This is a genomic window from Actinophytocola sp. NPDC049390 (assembly GCF_044466355.1).
Lineage (GTDB): Bacteria > Actinomycetota > Actinomycetes > Mycobacteriales > Pseudonocardiaceae > Actinophytocola.
In genome coordinates this window covers 263951-284962 of the sequence record NZ_JBITMQ010000007.1, presented here as the reverse complement: position 1 = coordinate 284962, position 21012 = coordinate 263951, and the positions used below count along the sequence as shown (strand labels likewise).

The 21012-nt window shown below is 70.0% G+C and carries 29 protein-coding genes; 14 read left to right on the top strand and 15 right to left on the bottom strand.

Features of this window, described 5'->3' with window-relative positions; translation table 11 throughout:
• Nucleotides 1–24 precede the first annotated feature (24 nt).
• The 6 genes from lspA to ACIBVP_RS21765 all read left to right on the top strand — a co-directional run bounded on the left by lspA (nt 25) and on the right by ACIBVP_RS21765 (nt 3433).
• On the top strand, nt 25–498 hold the full coding sequence (gene lspA / locus ACIBVP_RS21790; RefSeq protein WP_396108029.1) for a signal peptidase II: 474 nt from the start codon (nt 25–27) through the stop codon (nt 496–498).
• Entirely contained in the window at nt 495–1130 is a 636-nt protein-coding gene (locus ACIBVP_RS21785; protein WP_396108028.1) for a cation transporter, read from the top strand. The genes lspA and ACIBVP_RS21785 overlap by 4 nt, the downstream gene beginning before the upstream one ends.
• On the top strand, nt 1130–2368 hold the full coding sequence (locus ACIBVP_RS21780) for a phenylacetate--CoA ligase family protein (RefSeq protein ID WP_396108027.1): 1239 nt from the start codon (nt 1130–1132) through the stop codon (nt 2366–2368). Before ACIBVP_RS21785 ends, ACIBVP_RS21780 begins: the two co-directional genes overlap by 1 nt.
• A 244-nt stretch (nt 2369–2612) precedes the next feature.
• Nucleotides 2613–2804 carry a hypothetical protein gene (locus tag ACIBVP_RS21775; protein ID WP_396108026.1) on the top strand — a complete coding sequence of 64 codons (192 nt, stop codon included), beginning with the start codon at nt 2613–2615 and terminating at the stop codon, nt 2802–2804.
• Nucleotides 2804–3037, top strand: coding sequence for a hypothetical protein (locus ACIBVP_RS21770; protein WP_396108024.1), 234 nt, complete (start codon nt 2804–2806; stop codon nt 3035–3037). The genes ACIBVP_RS21775 and ACIBVP_RS21770 overlap by 1 nt, the downstream gene beginning before the upstream one ends.
• Nucleotides 3038–3106: 69 nt before the next feature.
• Nucleotides 3107–3433, top strand: a complete 327-nt coding sequence (locus tag ACIBVP_RS21765; protein ID WP_396108023.1) for a DUF1707 domain-containing protein — start codon at nt 3107–3109, stop codon at nt 3431–3433.
• 170 nt (nt 3434–3603) lie between these two features.
• Here the strand turns inward: ACIBVP_RS21765 and ACIBVP_RS21760 are convergent, their stop codons facing one another.
• The 6 genes from ACIBVP_RS21760 to ACIBVP_RS21735 form a co-directional block, all read right to left on the bottom strand.
• Nucleotides 3604–4347, bottom strand: a complete 744-nt coding sequence (locus ACIBVP_RS21760; RefSeq protein ID WP_396108166.1) for a multicopper oxidase family protein — start codon at nt 4345–4347, stop codon at nt 3604–3606.
• On the bottom strand, nt 4344–5240 hold the full coding sequence (locus ACIBVP_RS21755) for a multicopper oxidase domain-containing protein (protein WP_396108022.1): 897 nt from the start codon (nt 5238–5240) through the stop codon (nt 4344–4346). The genes ACIBVP_RS21760 and ACIBVP_RS21755 overlap by 4 nt, the downstream gene beginning before the upstream one ends.
• A gap of 64 nt (nt 5241–5304) precedes the next feature.
• Nucleotides 5305–5571, bottom strand: coding sequence for a glutaredoxin family protein (locus ACIBVP_RS21750; RefSeq protein ID WP_396108021.1), 267 nt, complete (start codon nt 5569–5571; stop codon nt 5305–5307).
• Nucleotides 5568–6314, bottom strand: a complete 747-nt coding sequence (locus ACIBVP_RS21745; protein WP_396108020.1) for a peroxiredoxin family protein — start codon at nt 6312–6314, stop codon at nt 5568–5570. The genes ACIBVP_RS21750 and ACIBVP_RS21745 overlap by 4 nt, the downstream gene beginning before the upstream one ends.
• Nucleotides 6295–7260, bottom strand: coding sequence for a cytochrome c biogenesis CcdA family protein (locus ACIBVP_RS21740; RefSeq protein WP_396108019.1), 966 nt, complete (start codon nt 7258–7260; stop codon nt 6295–6297). The genes ACIBVP_RS21745 and ACIBVP_RS21740 overlap by 20 nt, the downstream gene beginning before the upstream one ends.
• Nucleotides 7253–7468 (bottom strand): hypothetical protein, encoded by a 216-nt coding sequence (locus ACIBVP_RS21735; protein ID WP_396108018.1) that lies wholly within the window; start codon nt 7466–7468, stop codon nt 7253–7255. Before ACIBVP_RS21735 ends, ACIBVP_RS21740 begins: the two co-directional genes overlap by 8 nt.
• 152 nt (nt 7469–7620) lie before the next feature.
• Here ACIBVP_RS21735 and ACIBVP_RS21730 point away from each other — a divergent pair, with 152 nt between their 5' ends.
• Both ACIBVP_RS21730 and ACIBVP_RS21725 read left to right on the top strand, forming a co-directional pair.
• Nucleotides 7621–7992: a BlaI/MecI/CopY family transcriptional regulator gene (locus ACIBVP_RS21730; protein WP_396108017.1), complete on the top strand. Its 372-nt coding sequence runs from the start codon at nt 7621–7623 to the stop codon at nt 7990–7992.
• Nucleotides 7989–8951 carry a M56 family metallopeptidase gene (locus ACIBVP_RS21725; protein ID WP_396108016.1) on the top strand — a complete coding sequence of 321 codons (963 nt, stop codon included), beginning with the start codon at nt 7989–7991 and terminating at the stop codon, nt 8949–8951. The genes ACIBVP_RS21730 and ACIBVP_RS21725 overlap by 4 nt, the downstream gene beginning before the upstream one ends.
• A gap of 9 nt (nt 8952–8960) precedes the next feature.
• Here the strand turns inward: ACIBVP_RS21725 and ACIBVP_RS21720 are convergent, their stop codons facing one another.
• The gene (locus ACIBVP_RS21720) at nt 8961–9560 is read right to left on the bottom strand and encodes a class I SAM-dependent methyltransferase (protein WP_396108015.1); all 600 of its coding nucleotides are present in this window, start codon (nt 9558–9560) and stop codon (nt 8961–8963) included.
• A 280-nt stretch (nt 9561–9840) separates the two neighbouring features.
• On the opposite strand from ACIBVP_RS21720, the gene ACIBVP_RS21715 reads away from it, so the two are divergent.
• The 4 genes from ACIBVP_RS21715 to ACIBVP_RS21700 are packed head-to-tail and all read left to right on the top strand — an operon-like array spanning nt 9841 to nt 12562.
• Nucleotides 9841–10539, top strand: a complete 699-nt coding sequence (locus tag ACIBVP_RS21715) for a tRNA-dependent cyclodipeptide synthase (RefSeq protein ID WP_396108014.1) — start codon at nt 9841–9843, stop codon at nt 10537–10539.
• A gap of 45 nt (nt 10540–10584) precedes the next feature.
• Complete coding sequence (locus ACIBVP_RS21710) at nt 10585–11202, top strand: TlpA disulfide reductase family protein (protein WP_396108013.1); 618 nt, start codon at nt 10585–10587, stop codon at nt 11200–11202.
• Nucleotides 11199–11984: a cytochrome c biogenesis CcdA family protein gene (locus tag ACIBVP_RS21705; RefSeq protein WP_396108012.1), complete on the top strand. Its 786-nt coding sequence runs from the start codon at nt 11199–11201 to the stop codon at nt 11982–11984. Before ACIBVP_RS21710 ends, ACIBVP_RS21705 begins: the two co-directional genes overlap by 4 nt.
• A 38-nt stretch (nt 11985–12022) precedes the next feature.
• Entirely contained in the window at nt 12023–12562 is a 540-nt protein-coding gene (locus tag ACIBVP_RS21700) for a copper resistance protein CopC (protein WP_396108165.1), read from the top strand.
• Here ACIBVP_RS21700 and ACIBVP_RS21695 read toward each other — a convergent pair.
• From ACIBVP_RS21695 to ACIBVP_RS21665, 7 genes are all read right to left on the bottom strand, one after another.
• On the bottom strand, nt 12559–13314 hold the full coding sequence (locus ACIBVP_RS21695) for a DUF305 domain-containing protein (RefSeq protein WP_396108011.1): 756 nt from the start codon (nt 13312–13314) through the stop codon (nt 12559–12561). The genes ACIBVP_RS21700 and ACIBVP_RS21695 overlap by 4 nt on opposite strands.
• Nucleotides 13304–13951, bottom strand: coding sequence for a TlpA family protein disulfide reductase (locus ACIBVP_RS21690; protein WP_396108010.1), 648 nt, complete (start codon nt 13949–13951; stop codon nt 13304–13306). The genes ACIBVP_RS21695 and ACIBVP_RS21690 overlap by 11 nt, the downstream gene beginning before the upstream one ends.
• Complete coding sequence (locus ACIBVP_RS21685) at nt 13948–14169, bottom strand: heavy-metal-associated domain-containing protein (protein WP_396108009.1); 222 nt, start codon at nt 14167–14169, stop codon at nt 13948–13950. Before ACIBVP_RS21685 ends, ACIBVP_RS21690 begins: the two co-directional genes overlap by 4 nt.
• A gap of 13 nt (nt 14170–14182) precedes the next feature.
• Nucleotides 14183–15292 (bottom strand): sulfite exporter TauE/SafE family protein, encoded by a 1110-nt coding sequence (locus tag ACIBVP_RS21680; protein WP_396108008.1) that lies wholly within the window; start codon nt 15290–15292, stop codon nt 14183–14185.
• Nucleotides 15293–15412: 120 nt separating this feature from the next.
• Nucleotides 15413–15910, bottom strand: a complete 498-nt coding sequence (locus tag ACIBVP_RS21675) for a hypothetical protein (protein ID WP_396108007.1) — start codon at nt 15908–15910, stop codon at nt 15413–15415.
• Between the two features lie 47 nt (nt 15911–15957).
• Nucleotides 15958–18258, bottom strand: coding sequence for a heavy metal translocating P-type ATPase (locus ACIBVP_RS21670; RefSeq protein ID WP_396108006.1), 2301 nt, complete (start codon nt 18256–18258; stop codon nt 15958–15960).
• Nucleotides 18259–18757: 499 nt separating this feature from the next.
• Nucleotides 18758–18964: a heavy-metal-associated domain-containing protein gene (locus tag ACIBVP_RS21665; RefSeq protein ID WP_396108005.1), complete on the bottom strand. Its 207-nt coding sequence runs from the start codon at nt 18962–18964 to the stop codon at nt 18758–18760.
• 90 nt (nt 18965–19054) lie between these two features.
• Here ACIBVP_RS21665 and ACIBVP_RS21660 point away from each other — a divergent pair, with 90 nt between their 5' ends.
• Nucleotides 19055–19519 carry a heavy metal-responsive transcriptional regulator gene (locus ACIBVP_RS21660; RefSeq protein ID WP_396108004.1) on the top strand — a complete coding sequence of 155 codons (465 nt, stop codon included), beginning with the start codon at nt 19055–19057 and terminating at the stop codon, nt 19517–19519.
• Nucleotides 19520–19530: 11 nt separating this feature from the next.
• Here ACIBVP_RS21660 and ACIBVP_RS21655 read toward each other — a convergent pair whose 3' ends face one another.
• A complete protein-coding gene (locus ACIBVP_RS21655) occupies nt 19531–19740 on the bottom strand; it encodes a hypothetical protein (RefSeq protein ID WP_396108003.1) in 210 nt (69 codons plus the stop codon).
• A 431-nt stretch (nt 19741–20171) separates the two neighbouring features.
• Between ACIBVP_RS21655 and ACIBVP_RS21650 the strand changes: the two genes are divergently transcribed.
• Complete coding sequence (locus ACIBVP_RS21650; RefSeq protein ID WP_396108002.1) at nt 20172–20900, top strand: hypothetical protein; 729 nt, start codon at nt 20172–20174, stop codon at nt 20898–20900.
• Nucleotides 20901–21012: the final 112 nt, after the last annotated feature.

Here is a 21012-nt window from a genome sequence, read left to right as displayed (position 1 = left end):
GGCGGACCTGTCCGGACGGCCAGGGTGACCCGAGCCCGTGTCGCCCTGGCCGCCACCGCCGCACTGCTGGCCGCGCTCGACCTCGGTCTGAAGACCTGGGCCAGTCGAGCGTTGGCCGGCGGGACCTCGGTGGACCTGCAGGTGATCCAGCTGCGGCTGGCGTTCAACTCCGGGGTGGCGTTCAGCCTCGGCGACACCCTGCCCGGCGGGGTCGTGCTCGGCGCCACCGGGCTGATCATCGCCGGGTTGGCGGTGTTCGCCTGGCGCGCTACCCGTACCGCGACCCTGCCCATGCGGCTCGGGCTGGGCGCGGTGCTGGCTGGGGCGATCGCCAACCTCGTCGACCGCGCGGCCGATGGGGTCGTGACCGACTACCTGCACACCGGCTGGTTCCCCACGTTCAACCTCGCCGACGTGTTCATCACCGTCGGCGGCGCCGCGCTGGTCCTGGCCCGTCTTCGCACCACCGACAGCACCCCGAAGGGCTCGGCGGCATGACCGCGCAGAATCAGGCAACGCTGGTGCGCCGCGGGCTGGCGCTCGCGTGGTTCATCGTGGTGTGGGACGTCATCGAAGGCGTCGTCGCCGTCACCGCCGGACTGGCGGCCGACTCCATCGCCCTGGTCGGCTTCGGCATCGACTCGGCCATCGAGGTCTTCGCCGCCAGCGTGGTGATCTGGCAGCTGCGTGCCGGTGCCCGCGCCCGGCAGCGACCCGCGCTGCGCGCGATCGCGGTCACCTTCTACGCGCTGGCCGCCTACGTGGCGTTCGAGTCCATCCGCGATCTGGTCACGCAGGACAAGGCCGGTGAATCGCTGATCGGGATCGTGCTCAACGTGGTCGCTCTGATCGTGATGACCCCGATCGCGCTGGCCCAACGGCGCACCGGGCGAGCGCTGAACAACCCGGTGCTGGTCGCCCAGTCCACCGAGACCTGGATGTCCAACGCCCTGTCTATCACCGTCCTGGCCGGCCTGGGGCTCAACGCCACGCTCGGCTGGTGGTGGGCCGACCCCGTGGTCGCGTTGGTCGTCGCTGCGCTGGCGGTGCAGTCCGGCCGCGAAGCCTGGCGCGAAGCCAGCGAAACCGAGACTCCGGAGGACCACCCGAGCACAACCGAGGACCGGTGATGACGGAAAGCCGCTTCTGGCTGCTGCGCGACGCCCGCGCCGCCCACAAGCAGGGCGCGGAAGCGATCGCTCGGCGGCAGCGTGGCCGACTCGCCGACACGGTTTCCTTCGCTCGCGCCCACTCGCCGTACTACCGCGAGCACTATCGGAACCTGCCCGAACGCGTCACCGACCCGACGCTGCTGCCGGTCACCAGCAAGGCCGAGCTGATGCCGCGGTTCGACGAGTGGGTCACCGACCCGGACGTCACGCTCGCCGCGGTGCGGGCGTTCGTCGAGGATCCCGCTCTGATCGGGGAGAAGTTCCTGGGCCGCTACACGGTCTCCACCACGTCGGGGACGACCGGCACGCCCGGCATCTTCCTGGTCGACCAGCGTGTCCTCGCCGTCACCGCCGCGGTGGGTGCGCGCACGCTCAGTTCCTGGCTCACCGCCATAGACGTTGCGCGCATCGTGGCTCGCGGCGGGCGCATCGCGATGGTGATCGCCACCGGTGGCCACTTCGCGTCCGCCACTGCCGCCGCGGCGTTGCGCAAGAACCGGTTGCGCCGCACCAGGATCGGGGTCTTCGGCGTGCATACCCCGATGCCCGATCTGGTCGAGGCGCTCAACGCATTCCGCCCGGCCATCCTCGCCCCCTACGCGAGCGTGGGGGCGTTGCTGGCCTCTGAACAGCAAGCCGGCCGCCTGCATATCGACCCGGCCCTGGTGGTCCTGTCCGCCGAGGGCCTGCCCGTGGGCGAGTACAGCCGGATCGCCACCGCGTTCGGCGCCAAGGTCCGCCACAGCTACGCGGCGAACGAATGCCCCTTCCTCAGCCAGAGCTGTCAGCATGGTTGGCTGCACGTCGACAGCGACTGGGCCATCCTCGAACCGGTCGATGCCGACCACCAGCCGGTCCCACCCGGTCAGCGCTCCCACACCGCGCTGCTGACCAACCTGGCCAACCGCAGCCAACCCATCCTGCGCTACGACCTCGGCGATGCCGTCCTGCTCCGGCCCGACCCCTGCCCGTGCGGCGACCCGCTGCCCGCGATCCAAGTGCAGGGACGCACCGCCGACCTGCTCACGTTCCCCACCCGCGGCGGCGACCCGGTCACGATCGCGCCCCTGGCCATCAGCCTGGCTATCGAGCGCCTCCCCGGAGTCGAGCTGTTCCAGATCGTGCACACCGCACCCACCAGCCTCAGCATCCGCCTGCAATCCACGCCGGGTGCAGACCCTGAGCTCGTCTGGTAGACGGCGCACGCTGAGATCACCCGGCTGCTCACCGACCACAAGCTCGACCACGTCACCGTCACCCGCGCGGATGAACCACCGCAGCAGACCTCCGGCGGCAAATACCGCACGGTGCTCCCGTTGAGCTGACCGAGGCGCCCCTGTGGTTCAGGCCCGGAACGTGGCATCACGACCGGGAACTATCTACGATCTCCGTACGTAGATAGTAGAAGAGGGTGTTGGACCTCGACCCGGTGGAGGAATCGTGGAGTCGCTTCTTTTGGCTCTGGCGGTGCTGGCCTGTCCGGTCGGCATGGGCCTGATGATGTGGATGATGATGCGCGGCCAGCGCAAGGGTTCCGGTGACAGCAGCGAGCAGCAGGTGGCGCAGCTGCGTGCGGAGGTCGACCAGCTCAAGGCCGAGCGTGAGGCGCGGCAGCCGAAGGGTGCCCAGTGATGCCCACCTGGGTCGCCGCGCTCATCGCGGTCGCCGCGGTCACGGTCACGTACTTCACCTGTATCCGGCCGATGCGGCGCGGGGGCGGGCACTGCGCGGGATCCGGCGAGAACCCCGAACTCGATCGACAGATCGCCAAACTGAGGGAGGAAGTGCGGGTCCTGCGGGCACAGGACTCGCTCGACGCTGGCCAGGTGTCCGGCGGCAAGTCGGCACCGCCCACAGATGTCTGACTCCGCATCGGGGTATCCACAGGTTGTCCACATGGTCGAAACATCCCTCTGTTCCAGGAGGCAGCGCCAATGAGTGACCCGTCGATCCGGGCCTCCGATGCCGACCGCGAGCACGTGGTGACCGCGTTGCAGCAGCACGTCGGCGACGGCCGGTTGACTCTGGACGAATTCTCCGAACGGTCGGCGGCGGCGTACCGGTCGCGCACCATGGGTGAGCTGGACGCCCTGACTCGCGACCTGCCCGCCCCTGATCCGTCGGAACCCGCGACCGCGCATCGATCCCTCGTACCGGCGCTCGTCGTGCTGGCCGTCCTGCTGCTTGGCGCGCTGCTCGCCATGGGTTATCCGGCGACCGCGGACGCGATGGGCCAGATGATGTCCCGGATGTGCGGATGACCAGCGTGGCCAGCCGTGGTCAGGACAGAGGAACCCGGCGGTGGGCGAGGTGCTTGCGGCCGGTAAGGGGTTTCCTCGCTGGCTCGCCCCGGCCGGATCGGCTGGTCGCCGCCAGAGATCGGCGCGACGCCTGACGCAGACGGCTCCCTGGGTTTTGTGCTCAGCGTGAGTCAGGGTTGGGTGCGGTAGGAGAGCATGGCGGCCATGCCGGTGGCCATGTGGTAGGCGTTGTGGCAGTGGACGAGCCACTGGCCGGGGTTGTCGGCGGTGAAGTCGATGGTGAGCCGGTCGCCGGGCGCGACCATGACGGTGTCCTTGCGGATGCCGGCGGGCAGGGGTGTTTCGGTGGTGCCGCCGCTGTCGCCGGCAGCGCGGACGGTGAAGGTGTGCCCGTGTAGGTGCATCGGGTGGTACATGGGCGTCTGGTTGACCAGCACCAGTTGGACGTGTTGTCCCTCGTGGACGGTCATCGGGGTGATGCCGTCGTACGGGCGGTGGTGGTTGTAGGTCTGGGCGTTGATGCGCCAGGCGAAGGTGTTCATGTCGCCGGTGAGGTAGGCGGTGTGGCTGACGTCGGGCGGGCGCTGCGCGGTGCGGACCGCGGGTGCGGCGCGCAGGTCGGTGAGGTCGAGAAGTCGGCCGGCCAGTTCGGTGGGGTTGGCGTCGGGTGGTGGGGTGGGGCCGGTGGCTGTGCGGATGACGCCGAGGGCTTGGGCGTTCTTGCCTTCGGCGACGGCCACCAGGGGGAAGGCGCCGTCGGCGAGGGTGACGGCGAGGTCGTAGCGCTCCCCGGAGGCCAGCTGCAGGGTGTCGACGGTGACCGACTCGACCGGGAAGCCGTCGGTGTGGGTGATGGTGAGCCGGTGTCCGCCGAGTGCGACCCGGAACACGGTGGCACCGGCGGCGTTGATCAGCCGGATGCGGGCGCGCTGGCCGGGTTTGGCGGTGACGCCGCCTGGATGCCGGGTGGTGGCTTGGCCAGCGCGGGCGGCACGTGGTACTGCCAGGTGGCGGAACGATCCGGGATCTGTCCTACCTGGACAGCGGTGCGGTACCGGGCCATCCCCACCTGCCCGTTCGTAGTCCCACCCGTGTCCGGGCTAGGGGCGCTGCTCCGGTGCCCGGCCCCGTGGCCGCCCGTGTCGCTGTCCAGTGAGTCGCCGCGCAGGGCGGTGAGGACCTCGTCCGGGGTGGCGACCACACCGTCGATCCAGTCGTCGAGCACCACGACGAACTCGACGTCGTAGTCGCCGGGCTCGTGCGGGTCGTCGATGATCAGCGGTGCGTACAGGCCGCGCTCGCGTTGCAGCCCGACGTGTGGGTGCAGCCAGTAGGTGCCGGGGTCGGGCGCGGTGAACGCGTACCGCATGTCCTCGCCGGAGGCGATGGACATCTGAGTGAGGTTCGGGACGCCGTCCATGTCGTTGCGGATCCGGAGCCCGTGCCAGTGCACGGTGGTCGGCTCCGGAAGGCGGTTGACGAGGTCGATCTCCAGGTGGTCGCCCGCGCGGGCTCGCACCGTCGGGCCGGGCAGTTGATCGTTGTAGGCCCAGGTGCGGACCACCCGCCCGCCGAGATCGACCTCGCCCAGTTCGGCGGACAGCGTCGCGCGCACGGCACGGCCCGTGCCTTGGTCGCGCCGGACCTGCTCGACCCGCCGCACCGCATCGCCGTACGGCGACACCCGGCCCGGCCCCGAGCCCTCGCCGCTCCACCGCACCCACAGCGGCGCACCGGCCACGACGGCGCCCAGCACACCGGCCGCGCCGGCCAGTACCCGTCGACGGGTCATTCGCGGCTCCGGCATCTGCCTCCTTCGCCAGCTCTGAGCACGACCAGCACAACGGCGGCTCGACGCCAGGGCGGTGCGGTCACGAGGGGACACGAGCGTCCAGGCGGCGGCGGAGCTTGCGTTCGGACAGTCGCCCGAACGAGAACGGCTCACCGTCGACGAGCACACCGGGCGCGAATACCACGCCCGCCGATGCCGCCAGGCGCTGTCCTTCCTCGCTAGCCAGGTCGATCTCGGTGACCTGCAACGGATACTCGGTGACCAACCGGCTCAGAACCTGCTTTGCCTGATCGCAGAACCCACACGACTCTTGGGTGAGCAACGTGATCTGGACCCGCTCGGTCACGGCTTCCGTTCCGCAGTGAGGTCGGCGAGCATCTTCTGGGTGGGCAGGTACATCGTGTAGTCCGGGGCGCCGCCATAGTCCGCGCGCCAGCGGATGATCCCGTCCGGGCCGACCAGGATGAAACTGTGCCCGGCCCGGGATTCGCCCATCATCCCGTACTTGTGGGCGTCGTAGGCGCGGATGACGTCCAGGTCAGGGTCGGACAGCGTCGGGGTGGACAGCTTCATGTCGGTCATTTTCTGGGCGATCTGGTTCACGGGGTCGGAGGTGATGGACACGACGGCGTCCACGCCGGCCGCAGTCAGCCCTGGCTGGTTGCGTTCCAGATCGGTGATCTGGTCCCAGCAGGGCTGGCACATCAGGCCCTCCTGGAAGTACAGCAGCACGCTCTTACCCCGGTAGTCGGCGAGACTGACCTCGCCTCCACTGCTGGAGGGCAGCGTGAAGGCGGGGGCCGGGGTGCCAGCGCCGGGCTGGCCGGCCACGTGTTGGTAGCCACTGCCGCCCGCGGTGGCGTTCTGTTGGCTGGGGGAGTTCTGGTAGATCAGGTACAGCACGGTGACGGCGAGGACGACCACCACTACCCCGAGGATGATCCACACCGGACGGCGCGACGAGCCATCCCGCGCCTCCCGCACCGACCGCGCCGCAGCCTGGGCCTGCTGGCGCTGGCGTGTCTGGATCTGGCGGGCGCGTTTGCCCGCCGGGGTCCCTTTCGCGGTCTTACTGCTGGTCTTGCTCACGTCGGTTCCCCTCTTCGACGGTCACGGGAATCGGCCCAAGTTCGGTCTCGTCTTCGCCCGCACACGAGGTGCTGCTCGTCTCGGCAGGGACCGCGGTGCGCCGGGTGCGGAGCGCGCGGCGGAGGAGCAGGGCGAAGCCGAGCAGCAGCACGAGGAGCAACGCCCAGCCGGGGATCCATGCCACGGCGTTCAGGACGACGCTGCTGGCGTGCTGCAGCCAGGCGCTCAGCTCGGTCTGCCAGCCGCCGCTGGGCATGCCGGGGCCGGTGAACGCGAGCACCAGGGCGAGCACGCCCATGGCGATCATCAACAGCCCGCTGGCCGCGCTGCCCAGGGCGATCCGGCGCTGCCAGCGGCCCAGCCGCAGCCGCAGCTTCCGGTCGGTCAGCAGCCGCGCGGCGCGTTCCCGGCGCCGGTCCCAAACCAGTGCGACCAGGGCGAGCGGCGCGACCATCCCGGCGACGTAGGCGGCGCCGATCGCCAGCGCTGTGGGGAAGGAGGCGGCGGCACCGGAGAGCACGGCGACGCCGGCCAGCACTGGGGCGCAGCAGGCACTGGCCGCGCCCGAGAAGGCGCCGAGTACGTAGGCGGAGCCGAAGCTGCCTTCCTTGACGGTGCGGGCGCCGGGCATCGGCAGGTTCGGCTTCCAGCCGGCCAGGACCGCGATCCCGCCGAGGATCATCAGCGCACCGCCGATGGAGAAGATCCACAGGTGCTGGCTGACCAGCAGGCTGCTCAGGAAGGTGGCGCCCAGGCCGATCGGCAGGATCACCGTGGCCACTCCGGCGCCGAACACCAGCGTGGCGGGCACGACCCCGCCGCGGTGCCGGAACCCGGTGGCCAGGTAGGCGGGCAGCATCACCGACACGCAGCACGGCGCCAGCAGCGCGACCACCCCGCCGAGGAACGACGCGAGCAGCGTGGACCCGAGCAGCAGCTCACCCACGGCCAACCTCCGGCGCCTGCGCCCGGTCGGTCTTGAGGTCGGCCACCTCGGCGTGCAGCCGCGCCAGTTCCTGCTCGGCGCCGCTGGACGGCGCGGTCGGCGGGCGTGACCGGCTCTGGCGGGCCATCAGCAGCATCATCAGGCCCATCCCGATCGGGCAGGCCAGCGCCGCCAGGGTCAGCAGCAGGTTCTGCATCGCCACTCCCATCTACGGTCTCCGTACGTAGATAGTAGCTTGGTGGTGTGTGGTCGCTGTTGCACCGATCCGCTCCCGTGGTGACCGGCTGGTGACCAGCGGAGACGGATCACGTGCCCCAGCGCCGTAGGCTGGGATGGGCGAGACGAATGTCAGGAGGCGGTGTGCGCGGGTTCGGGGACCTGGAGGCGGTGGTGATCGACCGCCTGTGGAGCCGCGAGGGCAAGACCACGGTGCGCGAGGTGTTCGACGAGTTGCGTACCGAGCGGGACATCGCCTACACCACGGTCATGTCCACGATGGACAACCTGCACCGCAAGGGCTGGCTGGACCGGGAACGCCAGGGCAAGGCGTACCTCTACTGGCCTACGCTGACGCGGGAGGAGTACAGCGCCCGGCTGATGCGGGACGCGATGACCTCGGGCGGGAACTCCGATCTCGTGCTGACCCACTTCCTGGCGCAGATGACCGACGAGGAGTCCGCCACGCTGAAGGGGGCGCTGCGGCGTCTGGCCTCGACCGGGGAGGCGGAATGAGTGTCGCGGCCTGCCTGCTGCTCTACAGCTTCGCCGTCGTGGTGCTCGGCCCCGGCCTGCTGACCAGGCTGGCCCGCACCGGGGTGGCGCCGCGACTCGGCGTGACGGTGTGGCTGGTCGCGATCGGCAGCGTCGTGGCGTCGTGGGCGGTCGCCGCCGGGTTCCTGGCCGGCGAGCTCGTCCGGGACTGGACCCAGCCGGGCGACACGGTGGTCAGCGCCTGCTTCGCGATGCTGCAGCAGGGCACCCTCGGCCGGTACGGCGTGCTCGTCCAGATCGGCCTGCTCGTGCTCGCCGCACTGGCCGCCGCGGCGCTGGGCCGGCTGGCCTGGCGGCTGGCACGGTCACTGCTTCGGGCGCGGGCCAGCACCCACGAGCACGCCCGGATGGCTCGCCTGGCCGGGCGACACGTGGCCGGACTGGAGGCGGTGGTCCTCGACGCGCCCGAACGGGCCGCATACTGCGTCGCCGGACGGCCGCACACAATCGTGGTCACCAGCGCGGCACTGGACGCGCTCAACGAGCCCCACCTCGACGCGGTGCTCTGCCACGAACGCGCCCACCTGGCCGGACGGCACCACCTGATCCTCGCCGTCGTGCGCGGGATGGCCGCGATCCTGCCCCGGATCGAGCTGTTCACCACCGGCGCGGCCGAGGTCGCCCGGTTGCTGGAGATGTGCGCCGACGACGCCGCAGCCCGCACCCACGGATCCCGCACGCTCCTCGGCGCCCTGCTCGCCCTGTCCGACGCCGCCCCGATCCCGCGCGGTGCGCTCGGGGCCACCGGCGTCGGCGTGCTCACCCGTGCCCAGCGCCTAGCCGCGCCACCCGGCCCGGTCGACCGGATGCGGGCACGTCTGCTGCTGACCGCGCTGTCGGCACTGCTGGTCGTCGGCCCATTGGTCACCGTGCTGCTCACCGCGGCCGGCTTCGCGATGTGTGACCCGCTGGGTGGCTGACCTCTTCGCTCAGCGCACCGGGTGGGCGCGGCCGAGGATGTGGGCGTGCGCCGGAACCCACCGCAGCGGCGCGTAGGAGAACCGGTCGAGCTCGTCGATGTCGAAGCCCGCCGCCCGGATAGCTGCGGCGGTGTCCCGGTTGAGGTGGCAGCCGCCGCCCGCCCGCGACCAAAGCGGCGTAATGGCGTCCTGCAGCAGGCCGAACCACGGCTTGGCTGACCGGACGTGCTCGAAGAAGCGCAGCTCGCCGCCCGGCCGGAGGACCCGGCGGATCTCGACGAGCGCTCCGCCGACGTCGGGCACCGAGCACAGCACGAGCGAGGCGACCGCGGCATCGAGACTGTTGTCCTCGACCGGCAGGGCGTTGGCGTGGCCGGGCACGACCCGCACCGGTACCGGCGCGTGCTCGGCGGCTTTCTCCGCGAGGGCGCGCAGCCGGTCCTCGGGCTCCACCGCCATCACCTCGGTGACCGTGTCCGGGTAGTGGGCGAAGTTCAGCCCGTTGCCCGCACCGATCTCGATCACGCGCCCGGACAGGCCCGCCAGAGCCCGATCGCGATAGTCCGCGGTGCCGCGCTGCTCCGACTCGCGGCTGATCCGCTCGTACATCCGGGCAAACCGCGGATGTTGGAAGGCTGACAGGTCACTCACGGATTCGATCCCTCCGACAGCATCGTCGCGCTCATCACGCCGTTCACGGCAGGGGCCCCTACGACAACCAATCTACGCAGCAGATACGTAGACAAGTAGCGCACGTCACGTGACCGCACGACCACTCACCGCTTGACATTCCAGCGCACTGGAAGGTTCATCCTGGTCGAGCTGACGCCGGCAGGGCCGCTCGCTCCCGGCGGTGCCGTGTACCCCTCGATCGTCGAAAGGCGCAACGTTGCCCTTCCATGCCCGGCCACTGTCGATCCACTGCCGGCAACCCTTGACCCACCGAACACACGCGTGTTTCGGGATCAGCCCGTTCAACGGCTACTTCACCACCGAGCGCATCACCGAGTTGGCGCGCTGGGGACTCGGCGAGTTCGGGACGGTGCACTTCTTCGTCCCGGACGCACCGGCCGCCTACACCTTGGAGGCACTCGGGTATCCACGGGAGCGAGCCACGCACAAGGCCCGCTGCCAGGGCCAGTACCTGCGCAACAAGATCGTCCGTGCACTCACCGAACTGGGTGTGAGCAAGCCGGATCGGTTGATTCTCGGATGGTCGGAGCTGGATGCCAATCGACGGTATCGCCGGCTGCTCGGCGAGGCGCAGCGGCTGTTCGACCGCGACCCCGGCTTCCGGACAGCCTGCTTGGAAGCGTCTCGCTGGGTGCTGGACAAACGCCTGCCACCGGGCGCCGAACCCTCGACCGACCAACTGCGCACCGCTGCCCATTACCTGCTGACCGAACTCCCGCTGTTCGCTGACACCGGCGGCATCGTCGGTGCCACGTCCTCGGTGTTCTGCTACCACCAGTGCATCCCGTTCCTGCACCAGTTCTACGGCGGCAAACTCGCTTGGCAACCCGCAACGGGTCAAGGCTTCGCCGTGCTTACCCAGGCCCTATCCGAACAGGCAGCCGCAACCTACTAATCTACGGCGTAGGTACGTAGTAGTCGGCTGAGGGAAGGAGTGGGCGTGGGCCGTCCGATCCGTTCCTGGGCCCTGCTGGCCGTGACCGCACTGCTGACGCTGACCGGGTGCGGCACGGGCACAGACGCGGTGTCCCAGGGCAGCAGTTTCGAGTTCGTCTCGCCGGGCGGCCAGACGCGGATCTTCTACGACCCTCCTCAGACCCGCGGCACGATCCAGGGACTGTCGGGCGAGGACCTGCTGCAGGAGGGCAAGCAGATCCGGCTGTCGGACTACGCCGGCAAGGTCGTCGTGCTCAACATCTGGGGCTCGTGGTGCGGGCCCTGCCGCGCCGAAATGCCCCACCTGCAACGCGTGTACGACCAGACCAAGGACTCCGGGGTCCAGTTCCTCGGCATCGACGTCCGCGACGAGAATCGCAGCGCACCGCAGGACTTCGTGCGCGACCGCGGCGTCACCTACCCCTCGATCTACGACCCGCCGGGCCGTTCCTTGCTGGCGTTGAAGGGCTATCCGCGCAGCGTGGTGCCCTCCACGATCGTGCTCGACCGCCAGCACCGGGTGGCCGCGATCTTCCTCACCGCCCTGCTCGACACCGACCTGCTGCCCGTCGTACAACGCATCGCCGCCGAACCAGCCGCTTCCGAAGGACCGTCCGCGTGAACCTGACCGACCTGGCCATCTCCGGCCCGCTACTGCTGGCCGCCCTGCTGGCGATCACCGCCGGCACGGTGTCCTTCGCCTCCCCGTGCTGCCTGCCGCTGGTCCCCGGCTACCTCGCCTACCTGGCCGGCCTGGTCGGCGCCGAGCCACCGCCCGTCACCCCCGCCGAGGGCGGGGCGACGCGCCGGGCACAGGGGCGGTGGCGGGTCGCGGGCGCGGCTCTGTTGTTCGTGCTCGGGTTCACCGTGGTGTTCACCGCCGCGACCATGGCCGTGCTCGGCCTGTCGGACGCGCTGCTGGAAAACGAGCAACTGCTGCAACGCGTCGGCGGCGTGGTCACCATCGCCATGGGGCTGGTGTTCCTCGGCGCTGTGCCCGTGCTGCAGCGCGGAATGAAGCTGCGGCACACGCCGCGCGACGGCCTGTGGGGCGCGCCGCTGCTCGGCGCGGTGTACGGCCTGGGCTGGACACCGTGTCTCGGCCCGACGCTGGCCGGGGTCATCGCCCTGGCCAGCGGCACCCAGGTCGGCCCCACCACCTGGCGCGGCCTGCTGCTGATCGCGGCCTACTGCCTGGGGCTCGGCCTGCCGTTCCTGCTGCTCGCCGTGGGCGCCCGGTGGGCGGTGAACGCCATGGGCTGGCTGCGCCGCCACATCCGACGCATCCAGCAGGCGGGCGGAGTCTTCCTGATCGCCATCGGCATCGCGCTCGTCACCGGCCTGTGGGGAGAGGTGATCGCCTGGCTGCGCGGCCCCATCTCCGGATTCACCATCCCGATCTGACCGTGTCGACGAGTCGGAGGAGCCACACTGTGAGACGCATGTCCGCCGTCGTGCTGCTCGCCGCGCTGACCATGCTGGGCGTCCCCAGCCCCGCGTGGGCGCACACCCAGCTGATCGGAAGCAGCCCGGCCGAGGGAGCGTCGCTTCCCGTGGCGCCGCAACAGCTTCAGCTCACCTTCAACGAGCCGCTCCAGGCAGGATTCAGCACGATCACGGTGACCGGTTCAGACAGTTCACAGTGGACACTCGGCCAGCCCGCCCTCAACAACACCGTGCTCACCGTGCCGGTGCGGCAAGCCGGGCCGGCCGGGCAGTACACGATCGGCTACCGCGTCCTGTCCGCCGACGGCCACCCGGTCAGTGGAACCGTGCGCTTCACGCTCACCGGCCCGGTCACCGCCACCGCAACGGCACTGAGCCAGGCGCCTCAGCCGGCGCCGACCACGCAAGCTCCGCAAGCCGATGTCGGGACCGACGGCGGTGGAACACCGGTCTGGCCGTGGATCGTCGGCGCTGTCGTTCTGCTCGGCATCGGGCTGGTCATCGCCCTGCGCATGGGGCGGTCGACCGACTCCTAGGGCAACGGCGCCGCACCGCGTTGGGCGAGCATCGACTTGATGGTGTCCATTTCCGCGGACTGGGACTTCAGGATGCTGTCCGCGAGCGCACGCACTGCGGGTTGGCTGGCGCGTTCGGCGGCGTACTGGGCCATCGGCGCCCCGCCCGCGTGATGGCGCAGCACCAGTTGCAGGAAGTACACGTCGAGCTCGCGGCCGGACAGCGATCGCAGCCTGGTGAGTTCCTGCTGTGTCGCTATACCCGGCATGATCCTCACTCCGCCGCTCGCCACCGCCGCGCTCGTCGTCCCGCCGTGGCCGTGGGTTGCCGGGCCGGTCATCCAGGCCATGTACGACCCGGCCGGCAGCGTGGGCTGGTTCCACAGGGTGATCCAGCCGGACATCATGCCGACCTGGCCTTGCTGGGTGGACTCGATGTCGAAGGCCAACGTTCTGATCGCCGGGTCGGTGCTGCGCTCCCGCGCTACACCGGCCATCGTCACCGCTTGCAGGTGGTGTACCGACATGTCCTGGGAGAAACCGACATCAACCGAGTCGGCTGTCGGCGTTGCGTTCTGGTCGATGCTCGACAGCGTGATCAACATTCCGCCCGTAGCGCCGACCAACAGGAACACCAGCGCCGCCGCGGTGGCCACCAGCACCCTGACGCCAGTGCCGTGTCGGCCGGTGGCGTCGTCGAGTTCCTCGGATTCCTCCGTATCCGAGGTTTCGGCGGAACTGTCCTGCGTCTCAGTTGCCAACTCAGTTGCCATGGTCGGGTTGTCCTCCTGCCAGGTACCGCTGCACGGCGGCCCTGACCTGATCCGTCGAGGTGAAGGGCTTGGGCGGGTCGACCCGGTGGACTGTGCCGTCGGGCCGCACCACGTAGCTGACCGGCAGGTACTTCGGCAGCTGCAGCGCCTTGCCCACGGCACCGTCGCCGTCGTGCACCGAGGGGAAGTGCACGCCCAGGCTCGCGAGCAGGTCCAAGCCGTCGGCCGGGTCGCTCTGCACCTGCACGCCGAGCACCGCCACCGCGTCCGACGAGGTCGCATACGCCTCCAGGACGGGAAGCTCCTCACGGCAGGGCTGGCACCAACTCGCCCAGACGTTGATCAGCGCGGGGCGCCCGGCCAGCACGGCACCGAGGTCGACGGCGGAGCCTTCGCCCAGGCAGATGGCCGTCACACCTGCCAGCGGCCCGCGGGCCGAAGCGTCGGGGCTGGGCTGTGGGCACGGGCGCAGCGCGGCAGCGGCACGGAGCGCGGCGAGATCGGGCGCCGGCCGGGTGGGCACGCTGGGCAGGGCAGCGCCGCGGTCCCTGGCTTCGTCGGTGCGGGGCCACAGGGCGATCACCCCGGCCAGCACCAGCACGAGCGCCACCAGCATCCAGCGCGCCCACCGGCTCATGACACCGGTGCGGCGCGATAGCCGAGCTCTTCGATCGCGGCGATCACGTCCTCGGGACTGCTCTGGCTCGGATCCAGCTCGACCGTGCTGCGCCCCTGCTTGACGGTGGTCTGGGTGCTGTGCACGCCGGGGAGGTCTTCGAGGGTGTCGTCGATGAGCAGGGCGCAGCTGCCGCAGTGCATGCCCTCGACGGCAAAGACGTGTGTCGTAGTGGCCACAGTGGACTCCTGTTCAGACGATGGTGATCACGCCGGTGTACATGCCCATGCCGCAGGCGTAATCGAGCCGCCCAGGCTGGAGCACACCGAGATCGATGCGGGTTTCGCCGTTGACCGGCAGGATCTTTTGCTCGTCGCGGATGACGAAGGACCGGATGCAGCCCTGCGCGCCGTCGGACTTGACCACCAGCGTGGTCGGCACCCCGGATTTCACCTGGACGTTTTCCGGGCTGTAGGAGCCGGTGCTCGCGGTGATCGTCACGGTCTGCTGTCCGTCCATAGTGGATGCCGCTGTGGTGTCGGCCGGAGCTTCGGAGAACCCGACGGTCTGGGCGATCCGGCTGGCCGCCAACGGCGATCCCGCGAGTTCCAGGCCGCCGTTGAGGGTGTAGAGCCCCATGGCCAGCACCACGAGGCCGGTGACCACGGCCAGCCGGCCCCGCCACGCGGTGGCGGCCTTGCGGGCGGCGTAGCCGAGGATCGCGAACAGCGGGCCGGTGCCGAGCACGAACACCGCCATCGTCGCCGCCCCGGCCAGGGCGGAACCCGAGGTCAGCGCGAGCGCCTCCACCGACAAGGTCACCCCACACGGGATGAGGATCGTGGCTAGCCCGAGCAGTGCCGGGGCCAGCGCCGCCTGCGAGCGGGCGCGGTTGCGCACGAGCTTCATCCAGGAGAGCGGCGGTTCGATCACGATGCCGCGAAAGCCCGGCACCCCGAGCTGAGCCAGCCCGAACACAATGATCAGCACGCCGGCGCCGATCTGCAGCCACGTGCGAGCACTGACCGAGAGCTCGACCGCGCTGCCGAGCGCACCCAGTAGCGCACCGAGCAGGGTGTGCGAGACGAGCTTGCCGGCCAGGAACCCGCCGACCGGGGCGAGATCGTCGCCGAGCTGGGCACGCCAACTGCGCCGCTCGACGGTCGCGACGGCCTGCTTGCCCCGAGGGACCGCGGTCCCGCCGTGGCGGGTTCGACCTTTCGCGCGGCGCGGTGGTGCCGCTGGTTCGGCGGCTGCGGCCTTCTGGCGGGTGATCAACCCGGTCAGCAGGCCGCCCTGCACAGCGGCACACGACACGCCACCGGCGAACAGGCCGGTGACCAGGACAGCGGCAAGATTCACGAAAGCCTCCTGCGGAGAATGGGGGAAGAAGGGTCGGTGAACGCCCCCAGGCACAAGTGCTGGAGCGCGTGGCAACGCCCGCGGCCCACGGTCGGGGCCGTGGTGCGGGCAGACCTCTTCCTACGTCCGCAGCAAGCAGAGTTCCGCGAGGCTCGGGGCCTGCGGCCGGAGCGCGCGGGTCACCGCTACTCGGGCGGGTCGCAGCATCCGAACAACACCCCGGAAATGACTGGGGCGCAGAACCGCCATGGCGGCCACAACAGCGAGGATGAACGCCAGACAGGTCGCGAGCACTCCGCCCAAGCCACCCGAGCGCGACGAACCCTCATCCGCATTGGCGAGGGCTACAGCAGCGCCGAGAACCGGGCACGCCGCCGCGAGCTGGCCCGTGTCCGCAGGCATGCCGCTTGCTTCGGGGTGGCTCGCGGTCATGTCCGCCTGCGAACCACACGGGGCCGAGGCGCCGGCCGAGGTCGCACCGTGGGCCATGGGCATGGCCATCCCGTCGGTGCACTGCAGCCCGACGGCGACCGCCAGACCAGCGAGCACAGCCAGCACAGCGACAAGCCGCGCGAGGCGTCCTCGCGCGGCAAGCACTGGGCGGGCCGTACCCGTCATGGCGGTGATGGTACGGGCCGGTGCCGTCAAACCTGTGTTCGGATCCGTCACCCCTGCAGGCCAGAGGTACTGCGGAACCGGCGCAGGCGCAGGCTGTTGGACACCACGAACACGCTGGAGAACGCCATCGCCGCCCCCGCGATCAGCGGGTTGAGCAGCCCCAGCGCGGCCAGCGGCAATGCGGCGACGTTGTAGGCGAACGCCCAGAACAGGTTCCCCTTGATCGTGCGCAGGGTGCGCCGCGCCAGCCGGATGGCGTCCACCGCCGCCCGCAGGTCCCCGCGCACCAGGGTGAGATCGCTGGCTTCGATCGCGACGTCGGTGCCGGTGCCCATGGCCAACCCGAGATCGGCCTGGGCGAGCGCGGCGGCGTCGTTGACCCCGTCGCCGACCATCGCCACCACCCGGCCCTCGCCCTGCAGCCGCGTGATCACGTCGACCTTGTCCTTGGGTAGGACCTCGGCGATCACGCCGCCGTCGCTGGGGTCGATGCCGACCTCGGCGGCCACCGCGCGGGCGGCGGTGTCGTTGTCGCCGGTGAGCAGCACCGGTCGCAGCCCGAGCGCCCGCAGCCCGCGGATGGCCTCGGTCGAGGTGGGCTTGATGGTGTCGGCGACCACGAGCACCGCGCGGGCCGCGCCGTCCCAGGCGACGGCGACCGCGGTGCGACCCTGGGATTCGGCCTGTTTCTTGGCCACCTCCAGGTCCTCGGACAGGTGGATGCTCCACTGGCCCAGCAGCGAAGCGCGTCCCACCAGCACGGCGTGTCCCTCGACGACGCCCTGCACGCCGAGCCCTTCCAGGTTGGTGAAGTCCTCGACCGTGGGCAGGTCTCCGACGCGGTCCTGGGCGCCGGTGGCGATGGCCTTGGCGATCGGGTGCTCGGAGGCGTGCTCCAGCGCGCCGGCCAGCCGCAGCGCCTCCGCCTCGTCAACGCCCTCGGTGGTGTGCAGGGCGAGGAGGCTCATCTTGCCGCTGGTCACGGTGCCGGTCTTGTCCAGGACCACGGTGTCGACCCGGCGGGTGGACTCCAGTACCTCCGGTCCCTTGATCAGGATCCCCATCTGGGCGCCCCGGCCGGTGCCGACCAGCAGCGCGGTCGGGGTGGCCAGTCCGAGTCCGCACGGGCAGGCGATGATCAGCACGGCGACCGCGGCGCTGAACGCCGCCGCGGACCCGGCGTCGGCGCCGAGCCAGAACCCCAGGGTGCCGACCGCGAGGGCGATCACGATCGGCACGAACACCGCCGAGACCCGATCGGCGAGTCGTTGGATCTCCGCCTTGCCGCTCTGGGCGTCCTCGACCAGCTTGGCCATCTGCGCCAGCTGGGTGTCCGACCCGACCCTGGTTGCGCGCACCACCAGCCGACCCCCGGCATTGACCGTCGCACCGACGACCACGTCGCCGGGGCCGACCTCCACCGGAACCGACTCGCCGGTGAGCATGCTCGCATCGACCGCCGAGCTGCCCTCCTCGACCACACCGTCGGTGGCGATCTTCTCCCCAGGCCGGACCACAAACCGATCACCCACCGCGAGCGCCTCGATCGAGATGCGCTCCTCCCTGCCGTCCCGGAGCACCGCGACGTCCTTGGCACCCAACTCCAGCAGCGCCCGCAACGCCGCACCGGCGCGGCGCTTGGAACGGGCCTCAAAGAACCGGCCCGCCAGGATCGCCGCCGTCAACCCGGTCGCGACCTCCAGATAGATGTTCTGCCCGGCCATCCCGCGCTCCACGGTCAGCGAGAACCCGTGCCGCAGACCCGGCACGCCCGCGCCGCCGAGGAACAGCGCGTACAGCGACCACAGGAACGCCGCCGCCACCCCCACCGAGATCAAGGTGTCCATCGTGGCCGCGCCGTGCTTGAGGTTCGTCCAGGTTGCCCGGTGGAATGGCCAGGCGCCCCACACCACGACCGGGGCGGCCAGCGTGAGCGAGAGCCACTGCCAGTTGGTGAACTGCAACGGCGGCACCATCGCCAGCACGATCACCGGAACCGCGAGAACGACGGAGACCAGCATCCGTTGCCGCAGCGAGCGGGTGTGCTCGTCGTACTCCTCCTCGCCCGCCGACTCCTCCCCCTCTGCTGGGGGAGTGGTCTGCGGCAACGTGGCGGTGTAGCCGGTATCCGCCACCACCTTGACAATGTCCTGTGTGGACAGTCCGGTCGGGATGGTGACTTTCGCCTTCTCGGTGGCGAAATTGACCGTGGCGGCCACGCCATCGAGCTTGTTCAGCTTCCGCTCGATCCGCGCCGCACACGACGCACAGGTCATCCCACCGATCACCAACTCGACCTGATGCGCGTCCGGCACGGGCTGGGCAGCGTCATGCACCGTCGAACTCATCGGTGCCCCTCTCCTCGTCGCTCCTGCTGGTGACCCTGTCGGTCGTGGTCGGCACCGTTCCCCTGGCCGACGTGGCGGCCACCACGCTCCATCCGGCGGGCATACGGTCCGTTCCGCTCTTCGGCAGGTTCGCGGACGGTGATCGGCTCGGGCGGCTTCCCGCTCTGGCCTTGCGGCGGGGCTGGCACCCCCTGGGCGCCGGCTGGCTGCAGCCTCGCTGCTGGCACCGATGGCGCAGTAACAGCAGGTGGCGTAGCCATCGCAGTGGGAATGCCGGTCGCCAGCGGCGGCTGCTGTTGCGATACCGGGTCGATCGGTCGCGGCGGGGCAACGGTCGTGGACAGTGCGGCATCATCACGACCGTCGGCCCGCGCCGCGTGATGACCGTCGCCGGTCGGCGTGCTCGCGTCGAAGGGCCCGACCGCGCTCCCAACCGCCCACGCGCCGGTGAACACGACCGCGAGCGATAGGCCGTAGACGGACAGCTTGACCGGGGTCCTCATGCGACCAACTCGAAACCCGCCTCGGTCACGGCCGCCCGCACATCCTCCACCGGCAGCGGGCCCGCGCTGGTCACACCGACCCGACCGGACGCGACATCGACCTCGAATCGCCGCACGCCAGTCACCGACGTCAGCTCCCGCGTGACCGAGTCGGAGCAATGACCGCAGGTCATGCCACGGACGGTGTAGCTGGACTGGTTCACCCTCGTACCTCCCGGTCGATTCACCCGCACAACTCACGGGTTCCACCCCAGCGTCAACCTTCCAGTACGATGGAAAGTCAAGGAGGTGTGATGAAGATCGGCGAACTTGCCGCCGCCGGCGGCACCACTCCCAAGACCATCCGCTTCTACGAGCAGGCCGGCCTCATGCCCGAGCCCACCCGCCGACCCAGCGGCTACCGCGACTACGGCCCGGAATTCATCGACCGCCTGCACTTCATCCGCAGGGCCCAGGCAGCCGGGCTGACCCTGCGGGAAGTCCGGCAGGTCCTCACCATCCACGATCAAGGTGAAGCACCGTGCAGCCACGTCCGACAGGTACTCAGCGACCGGCTGGACCAGGTGCGGGCACAGATCGCCGAGCTGGTGACCCTGGAAACCCATCTGGACACCCTGCTGGCGCATGCCGAGCAGGGTGAACCGACCGAGCACGACGGCTCAGGCGTGTGCTGGATCCTGGAAAGCGACCCTGATCAGGAGCGACGCACACCGACACCAGACGAATCGGTCAGCAACGGGGCTGCATCTTCGACGTAGAGCTACGGGCGTCAGGAGGAAGGCGCGCCGTGGATGAGCAACTCATACCGGTCAACAGTCAACCCCAAGCCGTCTCCACCAGCGGCTGCCGGCGGAATAGGCGAGTCGGCGTGCAGGAGTAGGGCAGCCTCCAGCAGGGGCATGGTCGGCATCGGGACGCTGTCGATGTCGTCGCGCCACGCCGCGAATAACGCTGCGAGTTCGTTGACCTCGTCACCCATGCCATCACCTCGGTCGATCAGTTATCAACAGGCGTCGCGCCGACCCGAATCGGCGTTACGCTCCGCTCAGGGGCACGCGCCTTCCGCTGGCCAGCGGACCAGCCCGAATATCAGTGATGATGAACCCCAACGCTTGGGACACGGCGATGTGGGACGGTGACGATGCCTGGCAGGAGACGCCTCGACTCCGATGCACTACTGAGCAGCGATGAGACCGAAGCCCTTCTCGCCCTGTTCTCCGACGTCTCACAGGGCCACGGCGATGACCCCGGAGTCCGCGAGGCGGCACGCGCCGGCTGGACCTTGCTGTCCAGCCGGGCGACGACCCAAGGCGGCTATGGGGCCGCCCGCAGCGACAGCGACTATCAGCGACTGCTCGGGCGAATGCAGAACCGCGACCGACCGTGGCGTGCCAGGCAGTAGGGGTTCCCGTGAGCGACGAGCGGTCCGTTGTGGATGTCGACGAGCCGAGCAGTTGGCCGGCACACTTCGCTGAACGTATCCACGAACTGGCCAACGATCACCGAGGCAGCACGGACGAGGTCGTTGACCTGCAGGTCGACCACTACGAAGAGGAGCTGGTGGGCGAGCTTGAGGGTTGCGTGCTGCGTGCCTACCACTGCACCCGTCTGCTCGGTCACGAGGAACAGGACATCCGCGACCGAGGGCTACGCCTCTACGACGACGACCTGGTATGCAACCGGCTCGACGCAGCTCTCCGACACGGCCATCTCACCGAAGACGAACACGCCCAGCTACTCGCTCGGGCAACCTACAGCCGGCATCGCGTCGGCTCCGTCTGCATGATCATTGGCAAGTCCGCCTTCGAAAACCACGCTCATCAACTCCGCCGGCTACTCGCAACCTGGGGTGGCGAAGGCATCTACATCGGACACGAGAACGGCCTGGGCCCGCTGTACAGCAGGCTCCGCAAGCTCGGGCGCCCAACGATCGTGATCGCGCACGTCGACCTCGCTGCCGCTGGGCGCCCGCGCGTCTGGCCGGGAATCGCCAAGGTCTTCGTCGGGGCCGCGCTCGAACTCGTCGATCCCAACGCCCAGGTGACCTGTTCGGTGGCTATCCCGCCTTCCGCTATCGAGCGTCTTGTCCACCCTGGCGATCCCGAATACGACCGGTACTCGGAGCTGCCGAGCGGGTAGCGAGCCCGCTAACTAGCTGATCGCGATCTGCGGCAGCACGAGGCGACCGGTCCAGACCGTGGCTCGCCACCGTGATCGTGGTGCCGTCCGGCGTGCGGGAGGAATGCCCCGC

Coding starts and splice junctions, on each gene's coding strand:
- ACIBVP_RS21765 (WP_396108023.1), top strand. CDS start 3,107: ATGAGTGACCCGTCGATCCGGGCCTCCGATGCCGACCGCGAGCACGTG.
- ACIBVP_RS21695 (WP_396108011.1), bottom strand. CDS start 13,314: ATGGCAACTGAGTTGGCAACTGAGACGCAGGACAGTTCCGCCGAAACC.
- ACIBVP_RS21720 (WP_396108015.1), bottom strand. CDS start 9,560: ATGTACGAGCGGATCAGCCGCGAGTCGGAGCAGCGCGGCACCGCGGAC.
- ACIBVP_RS21690 (WP_396108010.1), bottom strand. CDS start 13,951: ATGAGCCGGTGGGCGCGCTGGATGCTGGTGGCGCTCGTGCTGGTGCTG.
- ACIBVP_RS21735 (WP_396108018.1), bottom strand. CDS start 7,468: ATGGGAGTGGCGATGCAGAACCTGCTGCTGACCCTGGCGGCGCTGGCC.
- ACIBVP_RS21675 (WP_396108007.1), bottom strand. CDS start 15,910: ATGACGGGTACGGCCCGCCCAGTGCTTGCCGCGCGAGGACGCCTCGCG.
- ACIBVP_RS21660 (WP_396108004.1), top strand. CDS start 19,055: ATGAAGATCGGCGAACTTGCCGCCGCCGGCGGCACCACTCCCAAGACC.
- ACIBVP_RS21755 (WP_396108022.1), bottom strand. CDS start 5,240: ATGCCGGAGCCGCGAATGACCCGTCGACGGGTACTGGCCGGCGCGGCC.
- ACIBVP_RS21670 (WP_396108006.1), bottom strand. CDS start 18,258: ATGAGTTCGACGGTGCATGACGCTGCCCAGCCCGTGCCGGACGCGCAT.
- ACIBVP_RS21700 (WP_396108165.1), top strand. CDS start 12,023: ATGTCCGCCGTCGTGCTGCTCGCCGCGCTGACCATGCTGGGCGTCCCC.
- ACIBVP_RS21655 (WP_396108003.1), bottom strand. CDS start 19,740: ATGGGTGACGAGGTCAACGAACTCGCAGCGTTATTCGCGGCGTGGCGC.
- ACIBVP_RS21725 (WP_396108016.1), top strand. CDS start 7,989: ATGAGTGTCGCGGCCTGCCTGCTGCTCTACAGCTTCGCCGTCGTGGTG.
- ACIBVP_RS21780 (WP_396108027.1), top strand. CDS start 1,130: ATGACGGAAAGCCGCTTCTGGCTGCTGCGCGACGCCCGCGCCGCCCAC.
- ACIBVP_RS21770 (WP_396108024.1), top strand. CDS start 2,804: ATGCCCACCTGGGTCGCCGCGCTCATCGCGGTCGCCGCGGTCACGGTC.
- ACIBVP_RS21785 (WP_396108028.1), top strand. CDS start 495: ATGACCGCGCAGAATCAGGCAACGCTGGTGCGCCGCGGGCTGGCGCTC.